At 45.8% G+C, this 26,229-nt stretch carries 28 protein-coding genes; 18 read left to right on the forward strand and 10 right to left on the reverse strand.

Annotation, left to right across the window (positions count from 1 at the left end; genetic code table 11):
- Positions 1-5: 5 nt before the first annotated feature.
- Complete coding sequence (locus MKY35_RS09310) at positions 6-428, forward strand: GNAT family N-acetyltransferase (protein ID WP_342446202.1); 423 nt, start codon at positions 6-8, stop codon at positions 426-428.
- Positions 429-499: 71 nt separating this feature from the next.
- The gene (locus MKY35_RS09315) at positions 500-1,144 is read left to right on the forward strand and encodes a GDSL-type esterase/lipase family protein (RefSeq protein WP_342446203.1); all 645 of its coding nucleotides are present in this window, start codon (positions 500-502) and stop codon (positions 1,142-1,144) included.
- A gap of 102 nt (positions 1,145-1,246) precedes the next feature.
- On the opposite strand, the gene MKY35_RS09320 is transcribed toward MKY35_RS09315, so the two are convergent.
- The 4 genes from MKY35_RS09320 to MKY35_RS09335 form a co-directional block, all read right to left on the reverse strand.
- A complete protein-coding gene (locus tag MKY35_RS09320) occupies positions 1,247-1,924 on the reverse strand; it encodes a tetratricopeptide repeat protein (protein ID WP_342446204.1) in 678 nt (225 codons plus the stop codon).
- A 172-nt stretch (positions 1,925-2,096) separates the two neighbouring features.
- A complete protein-coding gene (locus tag MKY35_RS09325) occupies positions 2,097-2,468 on the reverse strand; it encodes an iron chaperone (protein WP_342446205.1) in 372 nt (123 codons plus the stop codon).
- Between the two features lie 244 nt (positions 2,469-2,712).
- Positions 2,713-3,243, reverse strand: coding sequence for a GNAT family protein (locus tag MKY35_RS09330; protein ID WP_342446206.1), 531 nt, complete (start codon positions 3,241-3,243; stop codon positions 2,713-2,715).
- 268 nt (positions 3,244-3,511) lie between these two features.
- The gene (locus MKY35_RS09335; protein ID WP_342446207.1) at positions 3,512-4,546 is read right to left on the reverse strand and encodes a stalk domain-containing protein; all 1,035 of its coding nucleotides are present in this window, start codon (positions 4,544-4,546) and stop codon (positions 3,512-3,514) included.
- A gap of 253 nt (positions 4,547-4,799) precedes the next feature.
- Between MKY35_RS09335 and MKY35_RS09340 the strand changes: the two genes are divergently transcribed.
- Positions 4,800-5,951, forward strand: coding sequence for an iron-containing alcohol dehydrogenase (locus MKY35_RS09340; protein WP_342446208.1), 1,152 nt, complete (start codon positions 4,800-4,802; stop codon positions 5,949-5,951).
- A gap of 95 nt (positions 5,952-6,046) precedes the next feature.
- On the opposite strand, the gene MKY35_RS09345 is transcribed toward MKY35_RS09340, so the two are convergent.
- Positions 6,047-6,712, reverse strand: coding sequence for a TetR/AcrR family transcriptional regulator C-terminal domain-containing protein (locus tag MKY35_RS09345; RefSeq protein WP_342446209.1), 666 nt, complete (start codon positions 6,710-6,712; stop codon positions 6,047-6,049).
- Positions 6,713-6,889: 177 nt separating this feature from the next.
- Between MKY35_RS09345 and MKY35_RS09350 the strand changes: the two genes are divergently transcribed.
- From MKY35_RS09350 to MKY35_RS09370, 5 genes are all read left to right on the forward strand, one after another.
- On the forward strand, positions 6,890-8,011 hold the full coding sequence (locus tag MKY35_RS09350; RefSeq protein ID WP_342446210.1) for an NADH:flavin oxidoreductase: 1,122 nt from the start codon (positions 6,890-6,892) through the stop codon (positions 8,009-8,011).
- A 211-nt stretch (positions 8,012-8,222) separates the two neighbouring features.
- Positions 8,223-8,645, forward strand: a complete 423-nt coding sequence (locus MKY35_RS09355; RefSeq protein WP_342446211.1) for a MarR family transcriptional regulator — start codon at positions 8,223-8,225, stop codon at positions 8,643-8,645.
- A 72-nt stretch (positions 8,646-8,717) separates the two neighbouring features.
- Entirely contained in the window at positions 8,718-9,299 is a 582-nt protein-coding gene (locus tag MKY35_RS09360; protein WP_342446212.1) for an NAD(P)H-dependent oxidoreductase, read from the forward strand.
- A 387-nt stretch (positions 9,300-9,686) separates the two neighbouring features.
- On the forward strand, positions 9,687-10,124 hold the full coding sequence (locus MKY35_RS09365) for a winged helix DNA-binding protein (protein ID WP_029514750.1): 438 nt from the start codon (positions 9,687-9,689) through the stop codon (positions 10,122-10,124).
- A 21-nt stretch (positions 10,125-10,145) separates the two neighbouring features.
- The gene (locus MKY35_RS09370; RefSeq protein ID WP_341039236.1) at positions 10,146-10,976 is read left to right on the forward strand and encodes a DegV family protein; all 831 of its coding nucleotides are present in this window, start codon (positions 10,146-10,148) and stop codon (positions 10,974-10,976) included.
- Positions 10,977-11,052: 76 nt separating this feature from the next.
- Here MKY35_RS09370 and MKY35_RS09375 read toward each other — a convergent pair whose 3' ends face one another.
- From MKY35_RS09375 to MKY35_RS09385, 3 genes are all read right to left on the reverse strand, one after another.
- Positions 11,053-11,688 carry a hypothetical protein gene (locus tag MKY35_RS09375; protein ID WP_342446213.1) on the reverse strand — a complete coding sequence of 212 codons (636 nt, stop codon included), beginning with the start codon at positions 11,686-11,688 and terminating at the stop codon, positions 11,053-11,055.
- Positions 11,689-11,899: 211 nt separating this feature from the next.
- Positions 11,900-13,126: an MFS transporter gene (locus MKY35_RS09380; protein WP_342446214.1), complete on the reverse strand. Its 1,227-nt coding sequence runs from the start codon at positions 13,124-13,126 to the stop codon at positions 11,900-11,902.
- A gap of 69 nt (positions 13,127-13,195) precedes the next feature.
- On the reverse strand, positions 13,196-15,223 hold the full coding sequence (locus MKY35_RS09385) for a beta-galactosidase (protein WP_342446215.1): 2,028 nt from the start codon (positions 15,221-15,223) through the stop codon (positions 13,196-13,198).
- Positions 15,224-15,361: 138 nt separating this feature from the next.
- Here MKY35_RS09385 and MKY35_RS09390 point away from each other — a divergent pair, with 138 nt between their 5' ends.
- The 9 genes from MKY35_RS09390 (at position 15,362) to coaD (ending at position 22,374) form a co-directional block, all read left to right on the forward strand.
- Complete coding sequence (locus MKY35_RS09390; protein ID WP_029514745.1) at positions 15,362-16,198, forward strand: AraC family transcriptional regulator; 837 nt, start codon at positions 15,362-15,364, stop codon at positions 16,196-16,198.
- Positions 16,199-16,391: 193 nt separating this feature from the next.
- The gene (locus MKY35_RS09395; protein WP_029514744.1) at positions 16,392-18,209 is read left to right on the forward strand and encodes an APC family permease; all 1,818 of its coding nucleotides are present in this window, start codon (positions 16,392-16,394) and stop codon (positions 18,207-18,209) included.
- 138 nt (positions 18,210-18,347) lie between these two features.
- On the forward strand, positions 18,348-19,466 hold the full coding sequence (locus MKY35_RS09400) for an acyltransferase (RefSeq protein ID WP_342446216.1): 1,119 nt from the start codon (positions 18,348-18,350) through the stop codon (positions 19,464-19,466).
- 171 nt (positions 19,467-19,637) lie between these two features.
- Positions 19,638-20,270 (forward strand): hypothetical protein, encoded by a 633-nt coding sequence (locus tag MKY35_RS09405; protein WP_342446217.1) that lies wholly within the window; start codon positions 19,638-19,640, stop codon positions 20,268-20,270.
- Positions 20,263-20,778 (forward strand): accessory gene regulator B family protein, encoded by a 516-nt coding sequence (locus MKY35_RS09410; protein ID WP_342446631.1) that lies wholly within the window; start codon positions 20,263-20,265, stop codon positions 20,776-20,778. The genes MKY35_RS09405 and MKY35_RS09410 overlap by 8 nt, the downstream gene beginning before the upstream one ends.
- Positions 20,779-20,783: 5 nt before the next feature.
- Complete coding sequence (locus tag MKY35_RS09415; protein WP_023988155.1) at positions 20,784-20,906, forward strand: cyclic lactone autoinducer peptide; 123 nt, start codon at positions 20,784-20,786, stop codon at positions 20,904-20,906.
- Between the two features lie 57 nt (positions 20,907-20,963).
- The gene (locus tag MKY35_RS09420; RefSeq protein WP_134903519.1) at positions 20,964-21,176 is read left to right on the forward strand and encodes a hypothetical protein; all 213 of its coding nucleotides are present in this window, start codon (positions 20,964-20,966) and stop codon (positions 21,174-21,176) included.
- Between the two features lie 42 nt (positions 21,177-21,218).
- Entirely contained in the window at positions 21,219-21,860 is a 642-nt protein-coding gene (gene rsmD / locus MKY35_RS09425; protein ID WP_029514740.1) for a 16S rRNA (guanine(966)-N(2))-methyltransferase RsmD, read from the forward strand.
- On the forward strand, positions 21,853-22,374 hold the full coding sequence (coaD, locus tag MKY35_RS09430) for a pantetheine-phosphate adenylyltransferase (protein WP_013309846.1): 522 nt from the start codon (positions 21,853-21,855) through the stop codon (positions 22,372-22,374). Before rsmD ends, coaD begins: the two co-directional genes overlap by 8 nt.
- On the opposite strand, the gene MKY35_RS09435 is transcribed toward coaD, so the two are convergent.
- On the reverse strand, positions 22,337-23,620 hold the full coding sequence (locus MKY35_RS09435; protein WP_342446218.1) for a nucleoside recognition domain-containing protein: 1,284 nt from the start codon (positions 23,618-23,620) through the stop codon (positions 22,337-22,339). The two genes, coaD and MKY35_RS09435, sit on opposite strands and share 38 nt — an antisense overlap.
- Before the next feature lie 197 nt (positions 23,621-23,817).
- On the opposite strand from MKY35_RS09435, the gene MKY35_RS09440 reads away from it, so the two are divergent.
- Positions 23,818-24,849, forward strand: a complete 1,032-nt coding sequence (locus MKY35_RS09440) for a S16 family serine protease (protein ID WP_342446219.1) — start codon at positions 23,818-23,820, stop codon at positions 24,847-24,849.
- Here MKY35_RS09440 and MKY35_RS09445 read toward each other — a convergent pair.
- Positions 24,839-26,074 carry a nucleotidyltransferase gene (locus MKY35_RS09445; RefSeq protein ID WP_342446220.1) on the reverse strand — a complete coding sequence of 412 codons (1,236 nt, stop codon included), beginning with the start codon at positions 26,072-26,074 and terminating at the stop codon, positions 24,839-24,841. The two genes, MKY35_RS09440 and MKY35_RS09445, sit on opposite strands and share 11 nt — an antisense overlap.
- Positions 26,075-26,229: the final 155 nt, after the last annotated feature.

Genomic DNA, 26,229 nt, shown 5'->3' on the forward strand with positions numbered 1-26,229 from the left:
AAACAATGTTTAAAAATATAAAAATAGATTCAGATCGTGAGGAAGTTCTGGAGCTGTTAACCTACGCCGTGCTGGATCACCCTGAACGCGGAGAAGCAGCTTTACGTATCTATCAAGCCTCGGATGACTGGAAGCTGTTCGGTGTAGAAGATGAAGGACTTATTGTAGGTATTGTCGGCTTTGAGGACCAGGAGGATGGAACAACTGTAATTCGCCATCTGGCCGTGTTGCCTGAAAACCGTCATAGAGGATATGCCAGAGGTATGCTACTTACGCTCATTCAGGAGCGTAATCCAAAACGGCTTACTGTGGACACGGATGCGGAGGGGGCAGATTTTTTCCGCAACGTGGGCTTTGCCGTGTATGGATCAGAGGATTTGCCGGATGGTGGGCAATTCCATTGTGTATATGAAATAGACGAAGAATAAGCGAATCTCCGGGTCCCGCGTCCCTCTTTCTACATAAGATATGTTATGCAGAAAGAGGGAGGTGGGTTTCATTGGCGTACCACTACACAGCGATTGGAGATTCTTTAACAACAGGTGCAGGGACGTTGCTGAGCGGCGGATTTGTACCTATCTATCGGCGAATGGCAGAAAGACATCTGCGTACGCCAGTCAGTTACGAGAATCTGGGAATTAACGGGCTGACATCGCAGGAGTTGCTGTCCATGGTCCGCAACAATCCACTTTTTCGGTCGGCGATCAGCCGGGCTGAACTTATAACGGTAACGATCGGCGGGAATGATCTGCGCCCATACATCAGCGCCCTTGCTGGAGGGTCCGGCTTGTCGGGTTCTTCCATTCCACAAGCGTTGAATCACACAAAAGAACATGTACGCCAAATTGTACATGCTCTGCATCAGATAAAGTCCGGTCAGCGTGAGCCATTTATCATTCGAATGGTGGGATTATATAATCCTTTTCCAGAAGTAAGGGAGGCGGGAGTATATGTGCGTCAGTACAACTCGTTTCTCTATACATTAGGCGGACCGAATTACCGGGTGGCGAATATTTATCCCGCATTTGAGGGCTATGAACGGGCACTACTTTCGTTAGACCGGGTGCATCCGAACAGTCGTGGTTATCGCGTGATTGCGGAAGAGTTGAATCGGCTTGGTTATGCGCCATTAAGGCGAGCGTGAGAGGATGCTTTGGATCAGACAAAGTATATTAAAGAAAGAGCTTCATGATGACAGTAGAAGCTGACCATTATGAACCTCTTTGTTTGCGTTAGTAGGCGCTGTTTAGCCGATTGATTTACGAAATAAGCTACGCGCAGCCCACTTGCGCTCACTTCGTTTGCGGTATTTGGGTAGAGAGCGATAGACGGCAATGGACTGGTTAAAGGCTATAGTGGCTTCATCCTTGCGTCCCAGCATACGGTACATCAAGCCTGTCAGATAATAACCCTCGCTGGAAGAAGACTGAATCTCCTGAAATTGCTGCAGATAATGAAGTGACTTATTTACATCACGTTCTTTGAAAGCAGCGGCTAAATGCAAATAGGGCTCACCGTATTGCACCCGCGGGTTAATGTCCAGTGCTTTCAGTAAATCCTGTTCTCCATGCTCCAGATGGTTTGTGTGTACTTCAGCCGTTCCACGTGCGTTCCAATAGTCCGCTGAATCTTCATAACGGGATTGAATTTCCAATAGAAGTTCCAAAGCCTGATGGTATTTCTTGCTTTCGATCCAAATACGAGCCAAATCGAACTTGGCAGCCACATCGTTGGTGTTTAGCGCAATCTGTTGGCGCAATCGAGCGGCATTGCGTCTTCTTTTCCATGGTTTGCTGATGCTGGGCAATACACCGACAAAGCTACGATCCAATATATAGATCACGATTAAGAGTACGAGCAGTGCCAAAAACGGGTTGCCGAGCAAACTCCATAGTAGAGAGAAAATTAAAAATTTCCCAATCATTTTTCTCCAATCCTCCTGTGCATGTAACAATCCATACTTTCCACATTATAGCATAAAGCCACTTTAAGGGGCATTAGCCTGATGAGATTTCGAAGGATGGTAGAGGGGGTGAGAAGAAAAACACTTATTTGTGATGCTCGGTGTATAGTTTTACGAGAAAAGGAACCTTTTTTTATTCCCGCCAAAAGGTTGAACAGTCTGCCTTATCCAAAATATTAAACTCGATCATTTTCTCAAGTAATGAGAAATCAACTGGACTATCCCACTGGATACGTACCAACTGCTTGGTGTAATCATAGCCAGCCTGCACAATTAACTCAGAAAAATGATTAATCCCTGCCTTTTCAGGGGCAACGGCCAAATGATGTTTGGCTACGCTAAAGCCAATAATAAATGTGCTGTGATCCGTAAACATAGGCTGATTCCACGCAATTTTTGGCGTTAAATTTGGAAATTTCTTGGTTACCCAAGCCAATACCTCTTGCGTTCGGGCCCGATGTTGAGGGTTATCAATATGCGCTAAAAATTCTGCAAAAGCTTCCATGTTGTTCTCTCCTTAATTAAAAATTGTATCGTTCAGAGAAGTTCCTCGAACCTATTTGTCGTTAAAACTCCTCACAGAATGGCTCAGACACGTTCTTAACAACACCTATTTCCAACGATATATATTTTCAAACTAGATAGTCAAAATGGTTTAACTATCAATTTATCGCAGCAACCTGTTTCTCAAAGAGTAATTGTCAGTTGAAATATACAAAATATATTTTAGATATGAAAAAAAGTACCTTTTATGTCCTGTTATATTCCTCAGAAAGAATAGAGTACAAATATGAATCGTGAAATTCGCCTTTGTAGTACCAGTGTTCTCGCATTATACCTTCACGTTGCATTCCGATCTGTTGCATAATCTTCTCAGAAGCCTTATTTTCTGGACGACATGTTGCATAAATACGATGGACATCAAGTGTGCTAAATCCAAAGCCTAGCAGGGCTCGTGCCGCTTCTGTTGCATAACCCTTTCCTTGATAATCTGGGTTTAAAATATAGCCCATTTCTGCATTAGTATCTTTGACATGAATACCAACACCGCCGATCAGGATTCCAGTGTTTTTCAGACATATGGCTAGTTCGTAGTCTTGTCGTGGCTTTTCCTGCTGTGAGGTTAGAACTTGTTCTATATATGCCTTTGTATCTTCTTCTGTATTGGGTCCCCATGCTGTGTGCCTAGTAACTTCAGGCAATGACGTGTAGGTATGTATACTTCCCCAATCGGATGTACAAATATCACGAATGATGAGCCGTTTTGTCTCAAATTGCATAACGATTCCTCCTGTCTATAATTAGCATACATATTCGTGTTTTCTGCACAATCTATTAAACCTATTTAAGCAGATTTTATGGGGAAGATCCAAGATTTTGAGAGAAAGTGCTAGAGAAGAGGATTGAATTACGTGTTGAACAATGGGAAAATCAATACCTTTTGCCGCCTGAACGCAAACCACAAGGGAGGCGTCCGGCAAAAATGCAAACAGAAAATATTGAATGTGGTACTGGAATAGCCCGCTATTATTGGCTATCTGGTTCGTCCTAAAACAGCCTGCGCGCTGTTACGAAACGATTCTGCCATTTACCATCAAGCGTGTCAAAATGAACGCCACGTTCTTTGGAGAATGTATGCAACAAATTGTTGTTCCCTGCATAAATAGCCACATGGCCGATCTCCAGGCCGCGTGCGCTGAAGAACAGCAGGTCGCCTTTACGTAGCTCGTTTAGCCCGACCTTCTGGCCTTCTTTAGCCTGATCGTAAGAGACACGGGGGAGGTCGATGGAGAGCGTATGTCGGAACACTTCCCCCACAAAAGAAGAACAATCAAAGGTCGATGTCTGGCCGCTTGCTGCGCCGAATTCATAAGGAGTACCAAGGAATTTCTCTCCGTAGGCGATGAGTTCATCTCCCTGCCGTTCCACCAGGGATGAGCTGGTATAATCGCTGTATTTGGGTTTAGCCGATATGTATCCGGTCAGGTTGTCTTTAGTGCGCACTTCCAGCCAGAGGGCATTGACCTCACGGATGACATGAACCTTTTCGTCGGCTGGAATAAGCCGCAGGGAAGGGGAAGCTCCCGACGAATCCGGTTTGCTGCGCAGGTTGACTCCCGAAAGAACCGTTGTAAAAAAATCGTTACTGGAGACAATCCGAATCGCTCGGGTCAGGGCATCCCACTTCACTGTGCTCCCAAGTGCCTCGCTCACAAAACGCAGTGGAATCATTGTGTTGCCCTCAACAATCTGCCCGGGAACATTCAGAGACAGCGTTTTGCTGTTAAGGGTCGCAGCGACTTCTCCAATGCGATAGGTCAGCACCATGTCATTTTTGGTTGCTGTTACGGTTTTGCTGGATTCGTTCCAGGAAAGCTCGGCTCCTTGTGCCTCAAACAACTGGCGCATGGGGACGAGCGCTGTTCCTTCTAGCAACAGCGGCTGGGCAGTAAGCTGAAGCGGGCGGTCATCTACATAAACGGTCGTCACCGGAGTCAGCGGTACCGACTTCGCATACGACGGGTTTGCTTGGAGCAGTGATACCGCTAGCAGAGCTAGCAATGCTTTCTTGTTGATTGTCATGCTGTCATCACCTCATTGTGAATATGTTCATCTAAGTTGTACGAGGCTTCCTCCGATTAGTTGTGTACCAAATATTGGACTGATTCGAAAAACGTAAACAAACAAAAATAAAACCAATAAATATCTGTGTTTAATTGTTGACAACAAAATAAAATAAAGATAACATTATACATGTGAAATATTTCACTTTTGAGAAATACCCTTATATTTAGCGAGGCAACAAGAAGTGAATCCTTTAGGAGGCCGATTTTATATGAGCGCACATGTATTTTTTGTACCATCTATCAATCTTATGGGAACAGGCTGTTTGCAAGAAGTTGGGCCGTATATAAAAGAACAGAATTTAAACAAAGCTCTAGTCGTGACGGATAAATTTTTGATGAAGAGTGGTATTGCAGGCAAGGTTACATCTTTGCTGGATGATATTGGATTGAACTATGCGGTATACGATGAAGTAAAACCAAATCCGACCTGTAAAAATGTACATGATGGTGTTCAGTTTCTGCAAGAAAATGAATGTGACTTTTTAATTTCGATTGGCGGAGGATCACCACAGGATACGGCTAAGGGAATCGGCATTATTGCCACCAATGGGGGACATATAACCGAGTATGAGGGCGTTCATAAATCCAAGCATAAATCGCTTCCTATTGTCGCCATTAATACCACAGCAGGAACATCTGCTGAAATCACGATCAATTATGTCATTACGGACGAAGAGCGCAAGGTCAAGATGGTTATGGTTGATAAGAATAGTGTAGCTACGATTTCAGTTAATGATCCTGAACTGATGGTAGACAAACCGGCCGCGTTAACGGCAGCTACAGGACTAGATGCTTTGACCCATGCCATTGAAGCTTTGGTTACGCCAGGTTCCTATCCTGTAACGGATACGACTGCCTTGGCAGCAGTAGAAATTATTTTTAATCATTTGGCTCGTACAGTGAGAGACGGTCATGATATAGAAGCACGTGAGCAAATGGTATACGCTATTTTCCTGGGAGGACTTGCATTTAATAATGCCGGATTGGGTTACGTTCATGCGATGGCGCATCAGCTTGGCGGCGTTTACGATTTGCCTCATGGTGTTTGTAATGCCATGCTGCTGCCGATTGTGGAGGAGGAGAATGCCAAGCATGTACCGGAGAAGTTTCGTGCCATCGCTAAGGTCATCGGTTTTGAAGATAAGGGGAAAACGGATAAGGAATGCGCAGACTATGTAATCCAAAGAATCAAAGACCTGTCGAAGGAAGTAGGGATTCCTTCCAAACTTTCTGAACTAGGTGTAAATGAAGTGGATTTGGATCTGCTTGCCGAGAACTCAATGAAGGATGCTTGCGCTCCGGGCAATCCGTTTATACCTAGCAAAGAACAAGTTATCGAGATGTTTAAGAAAATTCTTTAAATAAAAGATGCAATTATTTTACTAAATACTATAAGGGCTGTCCAAGGAACTGATCGAAGTATACTGGGAACGGCCCTTTTTATTCGCATTTTCTGCTAAGAGATTTGTGAGACTAGAGATAAGACAACCCCATTGAAGATTAAAGGCACAGCTCTCTCGGCTAAATCTGTAGGAGACTCTTTTTTTCCTTCCACATTCCAGCGAAAGGTTACACCATAAATGGACCAGCTTAAAATGGTCGCGGCAAGTTCTAACGTTCTTTGGTCTGTATTATTGGCTTCTCTTGTTATGAGTTGAAGTATGAATTGCTGTAATTGATTCTTAATATGTTCTTCCAGGATCGGTGCCACTGAATTATATTTATGAACGCATTGGTTACTTGAGTCGTGATAGTCACATAACGAAAGAATAAGTTTCTGAATGATCTCCTCCGACAAACGTGCCTCAGCATCAATCCTCTTGATAACATACTCCAAAAATGCATCTGACAAAAGGGTTTCAAGCAGTGCATATTTATCTTGAAAATGTGCATAGAACGTGGCGCGGTTAATGGTGGCTTTTTGGGTAATGTCATTGATCGTAATCGTGTAGAAGTCTTTCTTATTTAATTGGTCAACGAATGCGTCGAGAATTAATCTACGTGTTCGAATGACGCGAGGATCGTTTGGGTTGGGTGAAGTTACACCAGGCATCCTGAAGACACTCCTTTCAGGTAAATCAAATGATTCCCCCATTATAAACATGTGTTGTTTTGTCAACAAGTGAATTTAGATATACAACAATTTCATAACCCTTTTGGTTAAGCAACAGAATGAACATTTTGTCGGTTGAATGATAAATTAAACATTGCTAACATTTCACTTGCACCCCGTTTGATGATGCACGAGCCTTATATATAATCCTTTAAAAGAATAAAAGAAAATGAGGAGGTACAATCCTTGAGTAATCAACCGCAAAATGTTCATTCAACAGAAGCTTTATTTCAACCTTATACCATTCATAATCTAACCCTACAGACTCGTATTGTAATGCCGTCAATGGGCCGCGCTTTTTCACCAAATGGTGTGCCAGGACCGGATGTAGCCGCTTATTATCGCCGTCGCGCAGAGAATGATGTAGGTCTTATTATTACTGAAGGCGCAGTGATTGACCATCCGGCTGGAACAAGTGAGCCGAGGATACCTAATTTTTATGGGGAAGCGGCTTTAAACGGTTGGGCTGAAGTGGTCAGACAGGTTCATGAAGCTGGTAGTAAAATTTTCCCACAGCTTTGGCATATGGGGATGGCTCGTCCTTTGAGATCTCAGCCGAATCCCGAAGCGCTATCGATTGGTCCATCAGGGCTGGACCTGGAAGGAAAAAAAGTAACCGAGCCGATGACAGAAGAAGAAATCGTCAAGGTCATTGGGGCCTATGTCGATGCAGCTGCGAATGCAAAACGACTAGGCTTTGACGGCGTTGAAATTCACGGAGCACACGGCTATCTGGTTGATCAATTCTTTTGGGAGAGAACGAACCAACGCACGGATCGCTATGGTGGCGATATCATAAAACGTGCTCAATTCGCCATTGAGCTTGTGGAAGCTATTCGTGCTGAGGTTGGCCCTGACTACCCTATTGCCATGCGCCTATCCCAATGGAAAATGAATGATTACAACGCAAAACCGTTCGATACACCGGATAAACTGGGGCAATTCCTGAATGTGTTGGTACAAGCGGGCGTGGACATTTTCCATTGCTCGACACGTCGCTTTTGGGTACCTGAATTTGAAGGCTCCGATTTGAGCTTTGCCGGATGGGTGAAGAAGCTGACTGGAAAAACTACGATTACGGTTGGCTCTGTAGGTCTGGATGAGGATTTTGTAAGTTATATCGAAGGGAAAGGGGCAGGACACCAAGATATTAATGAACTTCTGGAACGGCTCGACAACAATGAATTTGATCTGGTAGCTGTTGGGCGTGCGCTTCTGGGCGATCCTGCATGGGCTACGAAAATACGTGAAGGCCGAATTCATGATCTTCAAACCTTTACACCTGAGGTACTTCAAACGCTCAACTAAAACATATTATACTTCGAATACCTCTTTATTTCATAAATAAACACTGTAAGCCAAAATACTCAAAGTCAGGTAAGGAACTTTGGTGTTTTGGCTTTTTATGCGTCTGCGATAGTAGTCCACCATGAACCATTTTAGTTTAAGTCATATTTGCTTTTAGTTCAGACTGACATCAATACTTGATATATATAGATGTCTATGTAATAATGCTTGTATGTTAAAAAATAATGCAGCTGCACTGATAGGAACCATTAGAGACTCGATCAATAAATTGATTGTGTCTGAGCTCGAATCGAATGGAATTGAAGGGATTGTTCCTACTCATGGCGGAATCCTAATGTTCCTTTATCAAAACGACGGGCTTTCCATTAAGGAATTGACGCAAAAAATTTCTCGTCAGCAACCCACGGTCACTGTTTTGATCGACAAGCTAGTGAAGTTGGGATATGTCGAAAGAAAAAAAGAAAGGGAGGATAGCCGAGTTACCCTGATATTTCTGACCGATAAGGGAAGAGAGATAGAGCCTGTATTTGAGATGATCTCCAATAGATTACAAGAAACCATCTATGGTGGTCTCAAAAATGAAGAAAAAGAACAACTGGAATATTTGCTGGAGCATGTCAAAAACAGATTATAAATTTTTTTAAGTAAATGTATAGATATCTATATTAATATCAAAATAACAATAAAACATCTGGAGGTTATTAAAATGAAACATCTTATTATCTATGCTCACTCAAACGCAGAAAGCTTCAATCACGCGATACTCGAAACGGTTGTAAATACTCTGAAAGAAAAAGGTGATGAAGTCGTTGTACGCGATCTGTATGCCCTTAATTTTCAACCTGTATTAAAACCTGAGGATACTGCCGCTATGAGAGCAGGGCAAACCCCGGCTGATATCAAAGTCGAGCAGGAATACATCTCACAATCGGATACGATTACTTTTATTTCTCCCATTTGGTGGACAGGTCTTCCGGCTATCCTGAAAGGTTACGTTGATCGTGTATTTGCATACGGCTTTGCATATACGGCTGGTGCGGAAGGGATTAATAAGCTGCTTACAGGTAAAAAAGGTTTTATCGTGAATACACATGGTACTCCCAACGCAATCTACGATGAAATCGGTATGACCGCAGGAATGAAGCTCACATCCGATACGGGAATTTTTGATTTCGTTGGAATTGAATCCGTCGGTCACTTGCTGCTTGGAAGTATCGGCTACCTTGATGAAGATGGCTATAAAGGGCTGCTAAAGCAAGTCCAAGACACAGTTAAAACGGTGCTGTAAAGTCAGTTCATATTCTTTTAGAAACGTAAGACATTCTTTAAATGATGAGGCCAACCCGTATTTAGTGGTTGGCCTTTTCTTGTAAATGTTAATACTTCTCTAATATAGTCCAAACAACAATCTCATTTGGAGCTGCTCAAATCCCCCTTTTCCTTGAAATTCTATGATATAACACATTTCCAGAACCTCATAAAATAAAACCCTCCTTGTTGTCTCCTATGGGTGTCTCACAGTCCACGGTATAAAACCTCCTGTTCCTGGACATTCAAGGGGGGGATAAAGTATAAAAATTCACAAATATTTCATTGTTATTATCGTGGGCAATTCATTATAGTACATAGTATTAATAGTTAACTGTATGTATTATGTGTGTTGCGGAGGTTCACTATGAAAGATTATGAACTACGGGACGAATTGAGAGAATCCGTTAACCGGATTTATGACATGGAATTATTCAGTAGCCTGACGGAGCTTGTTCAGGGGGAAAACCATGTGCTTCAATATTTAGTTCAGCATCGGGATGATGAAATTAATCCTTCCTTGCTCAGCGATGATCTGCATGTATCCAGATCAAGAATTACGGCAGCGCTTACGGGATTAAGGAAAAAAGGCTATGTGACTATGGAAATGTCTGAGCATGACAGACGACGAATGTGTGTAAGGCTCACAGTAAATGGTGAATCCTTGATCAGACAGAAGCAAGAGAGAATTGAAGGTTATTTTGAAGCGCTTGTAGTAGGTTTGGGTGAGAAGAATGTGAAGGAATTTATACGGTTAATTGAGCTTTCTTTGAGTATTATGAATGCGCGTTCTATTGAAAAATAACATAATGTGAGGGTGTACCGGGTGAGATATAAAATAATAGCAGATAGTTGCTGTGATTTAACGAGAGAGCTTAGAGAAGAGATGCAGATTACTACGATCCCGTTAAATATGACGCTGGGAGATAAATGCTTCGTAGATGATGACACATTGGACTTACCTCAGTTTATGGAAGAAATGAAAGCCTGTACAACCAAAATTGGATCCGCATCACCGTCACCTATGCTATATAAGGAAGCCTTTCAAGGTGCGCATACTTCTTTTGCCATTACATTATCCAGCAACCTGTCCAGTTCGTATTCCAGTGCATTGGTAGGAAAAGATATGGCGGAAGAAGAGGGGGCGGATGTTCATGTATTTGATTCGAAAAGCGCTTCGGCTGGACAGCTCTTGTTAGCTCTAAAACTGCGCAAGTTGATTGACGAAGGATATCATAAAAGTGAAATTATTTCTTCCTTAGAGAGCTTTATCAGCAAGATGAAAACCTACTTTGTTTTAGAAAATCTGGATAATCTGGTTAAAAATGGGCGGATGAATAAAATCACTGGAAAGATACTTTCACTCTTGCATATCAGGCCTATTTTAGGCTCGGATGGTGACGGTAATATCGCATTTTTTACTCAAGCACGCGGCCAGAATCAAATTATCGAAAAGTTGGCAGATACTATTGAAAAAAGTGGCCGGGCTACCGAAGGAGAGAGCATTGTCATTACTCACTGCAATAATCCTGGGCTGGCGGAAAAATTAATGAATGCGCTGAGGAAACGCTATCAATTTAAAGATATTCATATTGTGTCCACCAGAGGGATTAGTTCAATGTATGCCAATGACAAAGGGATCATTATGGCCTTTTAAAATATTCAGGGTTTATCCTCGCTGTATGGATAAACCCTTTTTAGTACACTTACTGAGGCTTTGTGGGAGTTCAAGCCTATCTCAATTTTCTAATGAGGACAGAAGCGTTTATGCTGGCTTGAGTTCCTCCGGCTTGTGTTTGCAGGGTAACAGCAGTAGTAGAGCTATGGTTTCGCAGAGTAAGGACGTCACCGCATGCCAGAGCAAGGATGGCTTGCCCTGTGTTCTGTTGTGTCCCGGCTCCTGAGCCGTATACAGTTCCCACAGCCAGCGCGCCATTAATAAAGATGGCGAATTGGTTAGGTTCCACACCTGACACCGAAAAGTGAACTTCATATTTTCCAGTATCGGATACAGCAATCTGTGTAGTTCCTGGAACATGAGCAATTCCAGGAGTAAGTATACCGTTCGTATCCCAAATGACATCCCCTTCAATTGGAACAACTTGGGGCTTCACATTGTAAATATAACCGAACTGCGCTAAATCACCTATGGTTCCAGAATCCCCTTCAGGTCCCAAAGCACCATGATTAATATTCACACTTACAAGTTGCTTTTTGACGATGATGTCTTTCCCAAACCCTTTCCGTTTCGAGCGGCTCTTTCTCTTTGGGGGCTTCTCCTCAAACTTTTTTTCTAACTTATCAAACCAGGCACGGACAAAAACATTTTTTTTACGGCCTTTTTTTCGTTTTAATTCAGGATGACCCAATACAAACACCTCCATATGGTTTGTTGTATACTACTCCATTCATCTAGAGGAGGCATGGATATCTGTCCTGTCATTCATAGGAAACGATCTATTTTGACTAAAAACAGGCTACTGTACAAGGTACATTCGTCTAGTATGTAAAAAAAGCACCTTTGAATGTGCACTTGGATGACAACCAAGGAACAGACAAAGGCACCAGTAGAGTTGTATATCATGATGAGGCGGTTTGAAGCCGCTTTTTGCGCACATATAGGGCGTACAAGATGCCCCCAAGCAGGCACAGGATACATGTGAAGCCTGCCAGCAACCACGCCGATGAGACTGCTCCACCACGATCCATGCTATTTCCGAGCCATAAAGGCAGCAGAGCTCCCCCAACTCCACCTGCGCCTATAAGCAGGCTGGTGGTAGATTCTTCGGTGCCTGGCATCATTTTGCTAGCAAAAACAAGTGCGATGGAAAAAATGCCCGACATGCCCAGCCCCAGCAGTGTGATAAGGACAAAGGCAACGGTAGTTCCCTTGATCAGCGGGAACACGCATAGCAGCACGGTCGCCGCCAGCGAGCTTAGGGCTACAAAGACACCATAGCCGTACCGATCAGCAATACTTCCTGCGAACAACCGTCCGGTAGCCATTGCTAGCCAGAAGCAGGTAACACTGAGTGCTGCCTCCGCTTGAGTGAGGCCCAGCCGTTCGATGAACATGGAGGGCAGGAAATTAGCTAGGCTCATCTCTGTTCCTACATAGATAAAGAAAAAGATGATAAATAGTGTAAGTAGCTTCCGATTGCCAATAGGGCTACCTTCAGAAGCCTTCTCCGTGGGTGACTTCAGTGAATTAGTCGAACGCTTAAGGCTGTTATCTCGGTGTTCCTGTGGGTCCAATACAGCGTCCAGCGGGCCGAAGGACCCGCGCAACCAAGCTATAATGGTCACGGCTGCAGACATGGAAATGATGGGAAAGGCCAATCGCCACCAACCGAGAGCGATAAGTTGGCTGGCGATAGCGGGCATAGCCAAAGCGCCAATCCCAAAAAAGACTTCCAGACGGCTCATCGCCGCGCCCGTTCCTTGAGTAATACCGCTGATAATAATAGTGCCAATGAGTGTTTCTACCATGCCGAAGCCAAACCCCGCTGCTGCCCCGACGACATATAGCCAATCCCAAGGCAGCAGCAATGAGTATAGCACTTCAGCCGCGCACAGCAAGAGCAGGGCGAATACCAGACTTCGGCGTTTGCCGAAACTTCGGGCAAGCCACGGTGACAGCAGGACTCCAACCAGAAAACCGGAAAATTGAGCGAAGATTAGACTACCGCCATCCGTATAGTTTCTACCGTAATGCTCTAACAACACAGGCAGTAGGGAGCCTACAACCACGTGTGCCAGGCCGATTAAAAAATAAGACAAGCTGCCGATCCATAGCAGTCGTTTCATGATGAACTCCTTTGATACCTAGATTATACTCATGCAGCAAAGTGAACTGTATGTGTCAAATCTGAGTGATTATGATAGCTCCAGTACCTGAAAGCCGTAGCCTTCAATAGAAATATCTCCTTCCAGGTATTTACCGCTGATTAGCTCATTCCCTTTCTGATCATCCAGATGATATTGCTGCGTCTGGGCGTTATGATTCAGAATGAACAGATATGATTTTCCATCTTTGGTCCGTACAGTGGCTTCTACACCCGCAGGAGCGCGCAGCAGGGAAGGAATCCCTTTTTGCTCACAAATGTAGCCCAACAGGCCATCAAGGAAAGTCTCTTCAGGATCTGAAGCAACGTACCATGCCTCGCCTTGACCGAAACGATTGCGTGTCAGCACTGGCATGCCCTGATAGAAATCATCGCCGTATTCCGCCAGCACCTCGGCACCTTCGCTATGCAACAAGTCGCAGAGCAGGCCACATTGATATTCACCTTGTAATACGCCCACCTTTTCTTTTAATACAATGCGATTGTATGATTCCGGCAGAAGCGCGTCAATTTCCTCCACCCAGATCCCGAGCAAGTTACGCAGTTTACCAGGATATCCTCCGGTTGTGACCAAATCGTTTTCATTTACAATGCCACTGAAAAAGGTCGTTACGAAGGTGCCTCCATGCTCTGTGAATTGTTCCAGCTTCTCGGCGGTACCTGGCTTGACCATATAGAGTACAGGCGCGATAATGAGATCATATTTCTGGAAATTTGCATCAACGGAAATCAGGTCTATCTGTACGTTACGCCGGAAGAGGGTCGCATAATACTTATGCACCTGATCCACATATTTCAAGGCGACAGAAGGACCGCTTGATTTTTCCAATGCCCACCAATTATCCCAATCAAACAAAATGGCTACTTTGGCATTGACGGTCGCGTCAAGTAGCGTGTTGCCTAATGCGCCAAGCTCACTGCCAAGCTGTGCCACCTCGCGAAATACACGTGTGTTCTCATGCCCGGCATGCTCAATGACAGCCCCGTGGAATTTCTCACATGCGCCGATTGAGCGGCGAAGCTGGAAGAACATGACCGTGTCCGCGCCATGCGCGACTGCCTGATAACTCCATAACCGCATAACGCCGGGCCGTTTAAGCGAATTATACGCCTGCCAGTTCTGCTGGCTCGGTGTTTGCTCCATCAGCATAAAGGGTTGCCCATCCTTCAAGCCGCGCATCAGATCGTGTGCCATCGCGGTATAGCTTGGCGGGGTATTAGCCGCAGGATAACTATCCCAAGATACAATATCCATGTGCTTAGCCCATTTAAAATAGTCCAGTTGTTTGAAAAATCCCATCAGATTGGTCGTTATCACGGCATGGGGAATATGTTTTTTAATCGCGTTGTATTCCAGCAGATAGCAATCCAGCATACTGTCTGAATTAAAACGTGCATAATCGAGGGATATGCCCTGAAAGGAGGAGTGATTTTCTCCCCAATGCTCGCTCAAATTATTTGGTGGCACGATTTCATCCCAATCATAGAAGGTATGACCCCAGAAGGAAGTATTCCACACCCGGTTTAGCTCTTCCAGTGATCCGTATTTTTGCTTGAGCCACACCCGGAATGCGGCCGCGCAGTTATCACAATAGCAATCCCCGCCGTACTCATTGGACACGTGCCACACGAGGATCGCGGGATGGTTTTTGTATCGTTCCGCAAGTTGGCCAGCCATCTGCTCCGCAAATTTTCGATACGTAGGACTGTTCGGACAAGAATTGTGGCGGCCACCGAACTTCCGCTTCCGTCCGTCAGCGTCCACCCGGAGAACGTCGGGGTAGCGAGTAGCCATCCAAGCAGGATGCGCTGCCGTGCTAGTAGCTAGACAAACGAAGATATCGCTTTCATAAAGACTGTCAATCAATTGATCCAGCCATTCAAAATGATATGTGATTTCGTCGGATTGAATTTTGGCCCATGAGAATACGTTGACCGTGGCGATATCAATCCCTGCCTGCCTGAACATCCGTAAATCTTCCTGATGCGTGGCCTCATCCCATTGCTCGGGATTATAATCTCCACCGTAAAATACTTTAGGTAGTTTACTGCTTATCATGCCAATCACCTCTGTATATAAGAATAATTCTATCTTATAATACAAATAACTGCTTTTAAATATAATAAAATGAACGTGTATATAACAATATGGATCTACATGAGAAATACATACCCGCATACGCCGGAGGTGCTTTTTATGATTTTAACTCCCCATCATTTGCGATTTTTCCTGACTACGCGTGAGCACTCTTTACCCCTTTTTATTGAAAGTATCGGATTTAACAGCAGGCAGGAGGATGTGTCCCGTCCAGAGGGCTATCCGTGCTTTCACTGGATTCAGACGGTGTCTGGTGAAGGGATGTTTACATTTAAAGGGGGGACCTTCCGTCTGGGGGAGCAGTCTGGAGTTCTGCTGCTACCTGGGGAATCCCATGCATACAGACGGGCGACCAAGGTATGGCGAACGTTATACATTACATTTGACGGCCCCATCGCCGCTGCTGTATTGACTGCACTGGGGTTGAAGCATACGCGTGGGTATCATTGGGACCCGGATAGCGAGCTGCACAGTTTTGGGGAAACGATGCTTCATTCCATGGTTAGTGAACGTGATTTGTCTGGATTAGATGCTTCGGCCAATATGTATCGTTTTCTGACTCTGCTGCGTAAACATGGACAACATAGCTCGATGCCTTCCCTATCCCATAATGTGGAACGATTAACCCCTGTACTGGCCTTTATGGAGCAAAATTATGCCAGTCCAGATGTGGGCCTAGGTGATATGGCAGTTATGATGAATGTCAGCTCCCGTCATTTAAATACATTATTTAAGCAAGCGTTTGGTGTGACTTCGTATGCTTATCTGATTGTGATTCGGCTGCGGAAGGCCAAGGAAATGATGGCGGAATATCCGCAATTAACAGTAAAGGAGATTTCGGAGCGAGTGGGCTTCCGAGATACCAGTCATTTTGTGGCAACTTTTCGCCGAGCTGAAGGAATTACCCCGGAAAGGTTCAAATTACTGTATACATAAAGGTATTTTATCGAAATGCTCTTTCTTACTCGGGAATGCTCTTTTTAGGGAGCATTCCTTATTGTTTTTTTCAGGAAGAGGGAGTATAAAATAATAGTTCATTTGTTTCATCAATCTGATGTGCAGGTGACATAATAAACATAAGATCCATAATTCTTTTGCAAAACCCTCATCCAAAGAAGGAGTCAACGAAATGCTGAGCAAAGTCAAAAGATTATTAATCGGTCGTCCGCGAAAGTCGACGGCCCTTGAAGATGAGAAGCTGAATAAGCTCAAGGCACTGGCCATTCTGTCCTCAGATGCCTTATCCTCTGTAGCTTATGGAACGGAGCAAATTCTGCTGGTTTTAATTACAGCCGGCTTTGCTGCCCTATGGTATTCCATTCCTATATCCATTGCGGTATTGGGTTTGCTGATCATTCTGATCCTGTCTTATAGACAGACCATTTTTTCCTATCCTGGTGGCGGAGGAGCATACATTGTTGCACAGGACAATTTGGGAAAGAGTCCGAGTCTGATTGCAGGCGGTTCTTTGCTGGTCGATTATATTCTGACGGTAGCAGTTAGCTCATCAGCAGGTACAGATGCCATTACATCGGCGTTCCCATCGTTACATGATCATCGGATCGCCATTGCTCTAATTATGATTATCTTTTTGACGATTATGAACTTGCGCGGAGTAACAGAATCTGCCTCAGTGCTGGCTGTACCGATTTACTTATTTGTTGTTGCCATTTTTGTTTTGATTATTAGCGGTATCATTCATTACGTGGCAGGGGGAGCTCATGCTGCAGCACCGCAATTTGGAGCTACGGTATCCAACGTCAGCCTGTTCCTGTTACTGAAGGCGTTCAGCTCGGGTTGCTCGGCGTTAACTGGGGTAGAAGCTGTCTCGAATGCCATTCCGAACTTCCGCAAGCCAGCTGCCAAAAATGCAGCAACTACACTAATGATGATGGGTTTGATTCTCGGGTGTATGTTTATCGGAATCAGTTTGCTGGCTTATTGGTACGGTGTTCGTCCTAATCCGCATGAAACGGTCATTTCGCAAATTGCGAACGCCACTTTCGGGCGCGGTGTGATGTATTACATCATTCAGGGCGTGACGGCGCTCATCTTGTTTTTGGCGGCGAATACAGCCTATTCGGCCTTTCCATTGCTTGCTTTTATGCTCGCGAAGGACAAATACATGCCGCACATGTTCATGGTTCGTGGAGATCGGCTCGGATACTCTAATGGTATTTTGTTTCTGAGTATCTTCTCGGCATTGCTGGTCATCGTATTTGGCGGCAACACAGAAAATCTGATCCCGCTTTATGCGGTAGGGGTATTTATCCCGTTTACCCTTTCACAGCTTGGTATGATGATTCGCTGGATCAAGCTCAAACCGCCAGGCTGGATCGTCAAACTTGCTATTAATACGGTTGGGATGCTGACCACGCTGTCGATTACGCTCATCTTTATCTTCACCAAGTTTAGCCAGGTGTGGGTAGTCTTTATCTTCCTGCCTTTGGTTCTGTATTTCTTTATGAAGATCAACAGGCATTACAAAAATACGGCTGAACAACTGCGCATTGATATTACCAAGGATAAACCTATGGTGAAAGGCAATACGATTATTATTCCGGTGGCAGGCATTACGCGAGTCGTCATGAATACGATCAGCTATGCCAAAACCTTGTCGGACAATGTGGTAGCCGTATATGTGGGTGTGGATGATGATGCAATTCGCAAAATGGAACAGAAATGGGAAGAATGGGATGTCGGTATACGTTTGGTCGTACTGAAATCCCGTTATCGCAGCATTATTAATCCGCTTCGCAAGTTCATCGATACAGTAGAGTGGAAAAAAGCAGACGAGGACCATATCACTGTTCTCATTCCACAATTCATCACCAAGCACTGGTGGGAAAATATTCTACACAATCAGACCAGCTTACTGATGAGAGCTTATTTAATTAATTATAAAGATGTGATCGTAACGACCGTACCTTTTCATTTAAACAAATGACAAAATGAACATCTTTTGGCCGCATTTCTTTGCGGTCGGAAGGTGTTTTTTTGCATAACGAGGATATTTACTTTATTGATACATTTTGTGTATTATAGATACGAAATGTATCATTTGAGGCTGTTATGGAGGGATACGATGCCCGAAGCTAAGGGGAAAATGGAAGATGAAAAGCTGCAATTTGTAGATACGCTAAGGGCGCTGGCTATTATTGGAGTTTTACTTATGCATGTCAGCCAGCATGTGGACGGATTAAACGGATGGTTGCAAAAAGGCTTGAGTATAGGAGCCAAAGGTGTCGCTTTGTTTTATATGGCCAGCGCTTTTACGCTATTTTTGTCCTTAAGCAGACGTTCGGGTAACAAGAGGGAAAGAATTTCAGCTTACCTGATGCGTCGTTTTTTTCGGATTGCTCCTTTGTATTACGTGGTGTTAGGAATCTATTTAGTTGTGAACGGGACAGGTCCACGATTTTGGCTTGGGGATCAGGAGGGAGTCACTGCCGCCAATATCGCAGCTCATGTCCTGTTTTTGAATGGTCTGAATCCGTACTGGATCAACAGCATTATCGGTGTGGAATGGTCCATTGCGGTGGAATGTATGTTTTATCTGTTGATCCCCCTATTATTTAAGCTGATCCGATCCGTCCGCCATGCGACCTGGTTTGTCGTGATGGCGCTTGTGGTAAGCTTGGGGCTAAATACGTTATTTGCTCAATATCCATGGATTAGTGATCACTCTTTATGGGGGCACTATCTGTATTTATGGTTTCCGAATCAATTGCCTGCCTTTGGGCTAGGTATATTGTTGTTTTTCATTTGGAAAGACGAGCGGCATTGGAAAAGTATAGACCGAGTCAGTGGAGGTTTGCTGCTTGTTTCTGTGCTATTTTCATTTTTAGAAGGCATGACCGATGTTCTCATAGGTGTCGGGTTGCTGCTGGGAGCGTATGCTTTGTATCACTGGCAGCCGATATGGCTGCTTAATCGGGTATGGTCATGGATCGGCCGCCTTAGCTACAGCATGTATTTGACGCATATGCTGGCTCTGGGACTAATCGTACAGGTTAAAATACCTTTTGCTCCCCTAGTCAGCCTCACACTTATGTTTATCATGACGTTGCTAGTCACCATCGGACTATCTTGGTTTACCTACTCGTGGATTGAACAGCCCGGCATCCGTTGGGGGAAAAAGCTTATATCACGTATGAAGCCTGTGCGTAAGCAGGGAGATTCGGTCAAAGAAAGTGTTGCCTAAGCTACAACTTGAAGCAGCATCCGATAACATTTGGTTGAAGTGCTTGAATAAATCTATGAAATAATTGAAAAGACCTCTTGAAAAGTAGCTCCCAGCCCTTTATATTCGATGTACATCCAAGTTTTTGAATACACCGATGAGGTTTGTTGGAATTGTAAAGGAGATGCACGCATGCTTTTGAAGCCAATCGGCTTTTTGCTTTTCTCCACACTTGAGGGAGTCGCTGTTTTTGCGCTTATTTTGAGTATTTTTAAAGTTAAAATGACCCCTTATCTATGGCAGGCCATTTTTGTTAACCTGATTATGAATATGCAAAGTTATATGCTTCGAGAGGAGTTTTCCCTTTCGTATTTGGTGCCTGTCGTAAATATGCTGCTTTTTATTTTTTTACTCGCTACGGTCGTGAAGATTCCGATTGTGTGGTCCGGTATTATGACGGTTACAGGTTATTTTGCATATGCCGTTGTTCAGTCGGTATTCTTAAAAGTCATGTTCGGCAATCTTCCGGTTTCTGAGCTGCAGGATGGGTCCTTGAAGGGCTATCTGCTACAAGTGGTAAGCGCGGCAGTAGGACTGCTTATTTCATTGATGTTGTCTCGAAAAGGGATCGGCTTTTCCCCTAATTTCAAGAAGCTTAAGTTCAAAGAGGAATATGGCATTGTCATCACGCTGATTATCCTGTCTCTCATTTCAACTTCTATTGTGCTCTACTATAACGAGGTATGGTTAAGTATGATATTTTTTGCACTGGTTTCGGGATTTTTCATCTATTATGCAATCGGAAAGGAATACCGTGATGATTGAAGCGATGGCTTTCAAACTTGCTAACCAGATCAAACGTACTGTGCCTGATCATCCGGCCTCTGTCGCGGTACTTAAATACGCACTTGCTCTCATTCTGAATGCGTCCCTGATCATTGTGTTGACACTATTCGCCTCATTCTTCACGGGGCGTATGGTAGAGGCTGTAACGATTCTCGTCGCTTTCGCCCTACTGCGCCAAATGTCAGGAGGCATTCATTTGAAAACGGGCATGACATGTGTGTTGGTGACCTCAGCAGCTTTTACTTACATATCCTGCATTGCCTTAAATAGTTGGTGGACAAACCTGTTTACCGGAATAGCTCTCATTTTCGTTTTATGTTTTGCCCCGTCCAGAATTGAAAAGCAGTCGCGCATTCCAGTACGGTTTTATCCCTTCTTGCGGCTGTTATCCTCCTTGCTTGTATGTACTAATTTTGTAATCGGTTCCTCTGTAGTGGCTGTTGCTTTTTTGGTCCAAAGCCTAACATTGATCCGGGGAAGGAGGTGAGTGGAATGATGAGAAAAATGGTATATGGGTTAGCCACATCGTTGTCTATGTTTGCTACATTTGCTGTATCAGTGGCGAGTTACGTGTATGTTTATCAAGGGGATACACCCGAGGAACTACTGAAATAAACAAAATGCCGAAATAGAAAAATGATACATAGAGCTGCTCTTAAGCAGCTTCTTTTTATGCAAAAAAAATCAGGCGCTCCATTAAAGAGCGCCCGAATGGGAGAGGAGAAACCGGACGAAGAGCTTATGGGGAAACGTAAGTCTTCTCCGCGGTTGTCTACGACATTGGTTGAATGCCGATATCCTAAGGATGCCCAGGGAATGGTTTTTTATACCTGCCTCATCCTAAGTTTTTCAAACGGCGGTGCATGTGGTACGATAGCGTCATAATCTATGGTTATGAACACATATAGAAAATAGGTGAGTTTCAGCGTGAGAGTGGTATCGGGTAGTGCCAAAGGAAGGCCGTTAAAGGCAGTTCCCGGCACAGGGACGCGGCCAACCACGGATAAGGTCAAGGAAGCGCTATTTAGCATGATAGGTCCTTATTTTGATGGGGGAGTCGCACTTGATCTGTTTGCTGGCAGTGGTGGCCTGGGTATAGAGGCGCTTAGCCGGGGGATGGACAAGGCTGTTTTTATTGATATGGAATCCAAAAGCATTGATGTCATTAAAGAAAATTTGCGAAAAACTGGATTGGAAGGACAGGCTGAAGTGTTCCGCAATGATGCCGGACGAGCGCTCAAGGCGCTGGCAAAACGTGGAGCTCTTTTTGATGCTGTTTTTCTGGATCCGCCCTATCGTCTCAAACACGGAGATGAATTGATGAGCCGTATGGTTGAATTGAACTTGCTTCGTTCAGATGCAATCATCGTGCTGGAGTATGAATCGGGACATGAATATCCGGAAAGCTTCGGGCCGTTCGAACAGGTTAGAAAAGCAGTCTATGGGGAAACGGCGTTATCCATTTATCATTTTGCAGCCGATGCTTTATCGGATGTCGAAGAACATACAGAAGCCGGAGTGGTCAAGTTCGGCATCATCGAATCAGACGGGGAGGACCATCATGATTGAGCACAAACCACGTATTGCCGTATATCCGGGAACCTTTGATCCTGTGACAATGGGGCACCAGGATATTATTCAAAGAGCAGCCAGACAGTTTGATCTATTGATTGTCGCGGTTCTTAACAATATTAGTAAAAATCCGCTGTTTTCACTTGAGGAACGAATGGAGCTGCTGCGAACGGTAACTCGCGATATCCCGAACGTTGAAGTGGACAGCTTCCGTGATTTGACAGCTAATTATGTACGTCAAAAAGGGGCCCAAGTTATTGTCAGAGGAATCCGGTCGGTGACTGATTTTGAATATGAGCTGCAATTAGCCTCTACAAATCATAAGCTGAACCCGGATGCGGAAACGATCTTTATGATGACCAATCCGGCTTATTCATATCTGAGTTCCAGTATGGTGAAGGAAATTGCGCATTTTGATGGCAAGGTTGTAGATCTGGTGGCACCGGAGGTGGAAGACGCGCTGCGTGCAAAGGTCAACGCAAATCGCGGCGGCTCCACCATGAAGTCATAAAGGAAAAGGCCAGCAGGGTAACTATAATTGTACCCAGCAGCGCAATGGACAGTACGGTTAGTTGCCAGGGGTACATAGATGTTCCTTCTATTTGTGTTAGTAAGCTGCTGGCTTCGGCCATGACAGGATGCGTGGCGGATTCATTTACGCTTTCCGCAAAAGAAGACACAGAACTGCGACTGACGTAAGCGGGAATTGTATTGCTGACGATGCGGTTAAGCGGGACCCATGTCGCCAAGGTAAGTCCAAAAGCAATGATCCCATGGAGCACTCGTGACAAGGTGAAGGTGATACCCTTGTCGGAAGGTCTGGTGACGGCGGTAATTTGAAGCCAGCCGCACAGGCCGCCCCAGCCCAACACAGCACTGATCAGCGCTGCTTGTGTACGGAGATCGTAGGGCAGACGGCTGGTTTCATAGGAACCCAGATGGATTTCCATCCAAGCAGGCCATATGAAAGAAAGCGATCCTTGGCCTGTGTATATGGACAGCAGTCGAATCAGTACGGAAAAGAAAATAATGAATCCACCTGTCACCATCAGCGTCTGTACAGCATGGGATACGGTTTCGCCCAACAGTTTTCCGAAGCTGCGGCCGTCCCGTTCTCTGGCAGAACGGGTAGCTTCCCATGCGGATCGGATCAGGGAGGGAGAAGTACGGGAAACTGAGGTGCGCCGAAGGGCAGCTGGCGTTTCCCGTTTTTGCAATTCTTTGGACGATACAGGTAGTCTGGCGGTGATCCAGCCTGCCAGCAGCCCGGAAATCCAGTGAACGGCAAGTAACATCACGCCTACGGCAGCATTGTGCAGTAGCCCTGTCCCGATGACGAGCAGGATGGTAATCGGATTGCAGAAATGAGCGATGGCGGTTAGACGTCGAAGCTGAAGCGCGGTCATATCTTCCTGTTGTGACCATTGGCGTACTGCTTCCGCAGCAGCCGGGAATCCCGCGGTCAGGCCGAGGGCCAACACCCAGCCACTTCGTCCGGGTAGACGGAACCAGAATCGCATAAACGGCTCCAGCAGGACACCTAGTCCATGTACTAGACCAAAGGCGATGAGCATTTCGGACAGCATCAAAAAAGGTAGCATAGCTGGGAAAATAATACTCCACCATAGCTTAAGGCCTTGAGTAGAGGCTTGAAATACTTTTTCTGGTGAGGCGACAACAGCCAGTACAAGCAAAATGGCTCCGAGGCCAAGCAGTACGGTTGTCCAATAAGGAGCGGAATGGGCTTCCTTTTGCATCAAAAAATTCACCTCTCATAAATATGCTAAGGAGAGTCGGATGCTATCTCCAGCGTTTATTCACGTTCGTTGTCTTGGGATAGGTTGTTCGTATACGTTGTCGTAAACAATGTATGCTTTTTTGAAAGGCTTGAGAACAGGTGCACAGAGGCACTTGGATAAGATGGGAGAAGTTAGGCTGGAAGGGGGGAGAAGCAATGAAACGAATAAACCGGAAAAGAGCTTTTTTTACAACCGGTTATGTCTTAATGCTGGCTGCAATGGTCTACGTGCTGGTCTATATGCCAACCCCTTATCTGATCTACGGACCAGGTGGGGCAAATGAGATCAAACCGATGGTTAGAGTCCGGGAGGGTGACAGCATCGAACGGGGGGCCTTTATGATGACGACGGTATCGGCGCGTTATGCCAATGTTATCATGTTGGGTCTGTCCAAGTTGGACCGCAATTCGGAGATTCAGCGCAAAGAGGATCGTCTGCATGGAAGAAGTGAAGACGAATATGCGGCAGAACAGGTATGGTATATGGGGGATTCCCAATCTTCCGCGATGGAGGCTGCCTACACCCGTGCCCATGTCCCCTATCGCATTGTGCCGGATTACGTGTATGTATTTAAGGTCCCGGGATCGAGCAGCGTGTTTGACCCCGGGGATGAAATATTGGAGCTGAACGGCATGAGGGTGACCGATAATCGTTCCATTCGGAAAGCTTTGGAGGACGAAAAACCGGGAATAATGGCTAAAGTGAAGCTAAAGCGCGATGGAAAGTTGCTGACCGTGCAAGCTCCTTTAACGACCATTACGGACAGTGAGACGGGCAAGCAACGTTCCGGATTTGGCGTCAGTATTGCCACGGTACAGAAGGTAGAGCCGAAGGATGGACGTAAAACGATTCATTTTACATCTACGGATGTTGGTGGTCCTTCGGCAGGTTTGATGTTTACCATGGAAATCTATAACCAACTGACACCAGGTGATTTGAGTAAGGGATATCGTGTAGCCGGTACGGGTACCATTGATAAGGACGGTCAGGTTGGAGCGATTGGTGGTGCAAAGTATAAAATAGTTGCTGCTGACCGTCAGGGTGCGGATTTGTTTTTCGTCCCTGCGGATAATTATAAAGAGGCCAAGACCAAAGCTGAGCAAATTGGAACCCGGATGAAGCTTGTTCCGGTTCGCAAGCTTGGCGATGCGCTGAATTATATGGAAAAGCTGCCCATCAAACCATAATGGGCGGTCGCAAGTAATCAGCATACATGTCGCGGATGGCGGGGCGTGGCATCCCGGCTGCATGTATGGCGGCTGCGGCGGTATCCCAGTCCAGATGAGGATGTGATCCGGCAGACAGCTTGACCCATACCGGAAGGGTAGCTGTCTGCTTCATACGTGCAAGCAGTTCGCGTCCAGCCCTGTTAAAGCCAAGCACGCGGATATAGCCCGGACCTTTCGCCAGCTCAGCCGGAGTCATATCGGCTTTGGCATGATTTAGCAAAATATGTGCACACATCCGCTGAAGCTTCGTACGAGTATAGCGCCTTGTCTTGATCGCGGCGAGCAGGGCCTCCACAGAGGGCTGGGACAGCGTGTACAGCGATTGTCGCAGACGATGCTCCAGCCCTTCGGTGACCTCGTGCAGCTCCGCCAGCTGCTGCGAGCTACGTGTGATCAGGGCGTTCAGCAGCGGCTGGCTGAACGCTTCCCAATGCAGCGGAGCGCGTTCGGCTTGCCACTCGCGCCGCAAAATCTCCAGTGTCGCCGCAGGTATGTATGGCGACGCGGCCTCCGGCCCGCCGTCCAGCAGCAGACGGCGAATGGCCGTGGCACTGGCGATGACTCCGTCTGCAGGGGCCACGGCTTCATGGTAGCCCGATCCCGTGCGGGCTACCGTGAAGGGCTTGATTGTGCTGCCCAGCCGTTCCAGCGCAATCAAGTAATGCAGCCCCAACGTATTGTTGGGCTGCTGCATGAGGGTGGCGAGCGCAGCGCCGTCCGCTCCTTCGGCCGCGAGCGCGGCTACGGCTCCCGCGTAGGCAGCGGGATAGCTTGCGCCGCTGCTCAGGCGCTGCGCGATGCCGGCCTTGAGCTCGGCCGGCTCTGCCGCCAGCACGCGGGCCAGCGCGCGCAGCGGGGCGATGTCTCCGCTCTCGCTGCCGAAGCAGAGCGCGTCGACGATGCCCGTCGCATGGAGCAGGGCGACTGCTCCGCGGGCAAACCATTCTGCAGGCTGAACGGCATAGGCCACAGGCAGCTCCAATACCAGGTCCACACCCATGGCGAGTGCCATTTCGGTGCGGGACCATTTGTCTGTAATCGCGGGTTCACCTCGCTGAAGGAAAGGACCACTCATCACAGCCACTGTGCGCTGTGCACCAGTGATGCGAAGAGATTCCTCCCAGTGATGGACATGTCCGTTATGCAGGGGATTGTACTCTACAATCATACCGAGTGTTTTCAAGACCGTATGTCGGCTCCTTTCTTATAGTAGCTTATTGGATAACTATTTTGACAATAATGGTTAAGTACCCGTGAATGATTGTTTTCAGGGCAGCTATACTGATTTTTCAGCATCGGCATGAACAAGACCATTGAGACCTGGACGAAAAAGCTTTA

Origin of the sequence: Paenibacillus sp. FSL L8-0638 (assembly GCF_038593075.1) — a bacterium.
GTDB lineage: Bacteria > Bacillota > Bacilli > Paenibacillales > Paenibacillaceae > Paenibacillus > Paenibacillus polymyxa_D.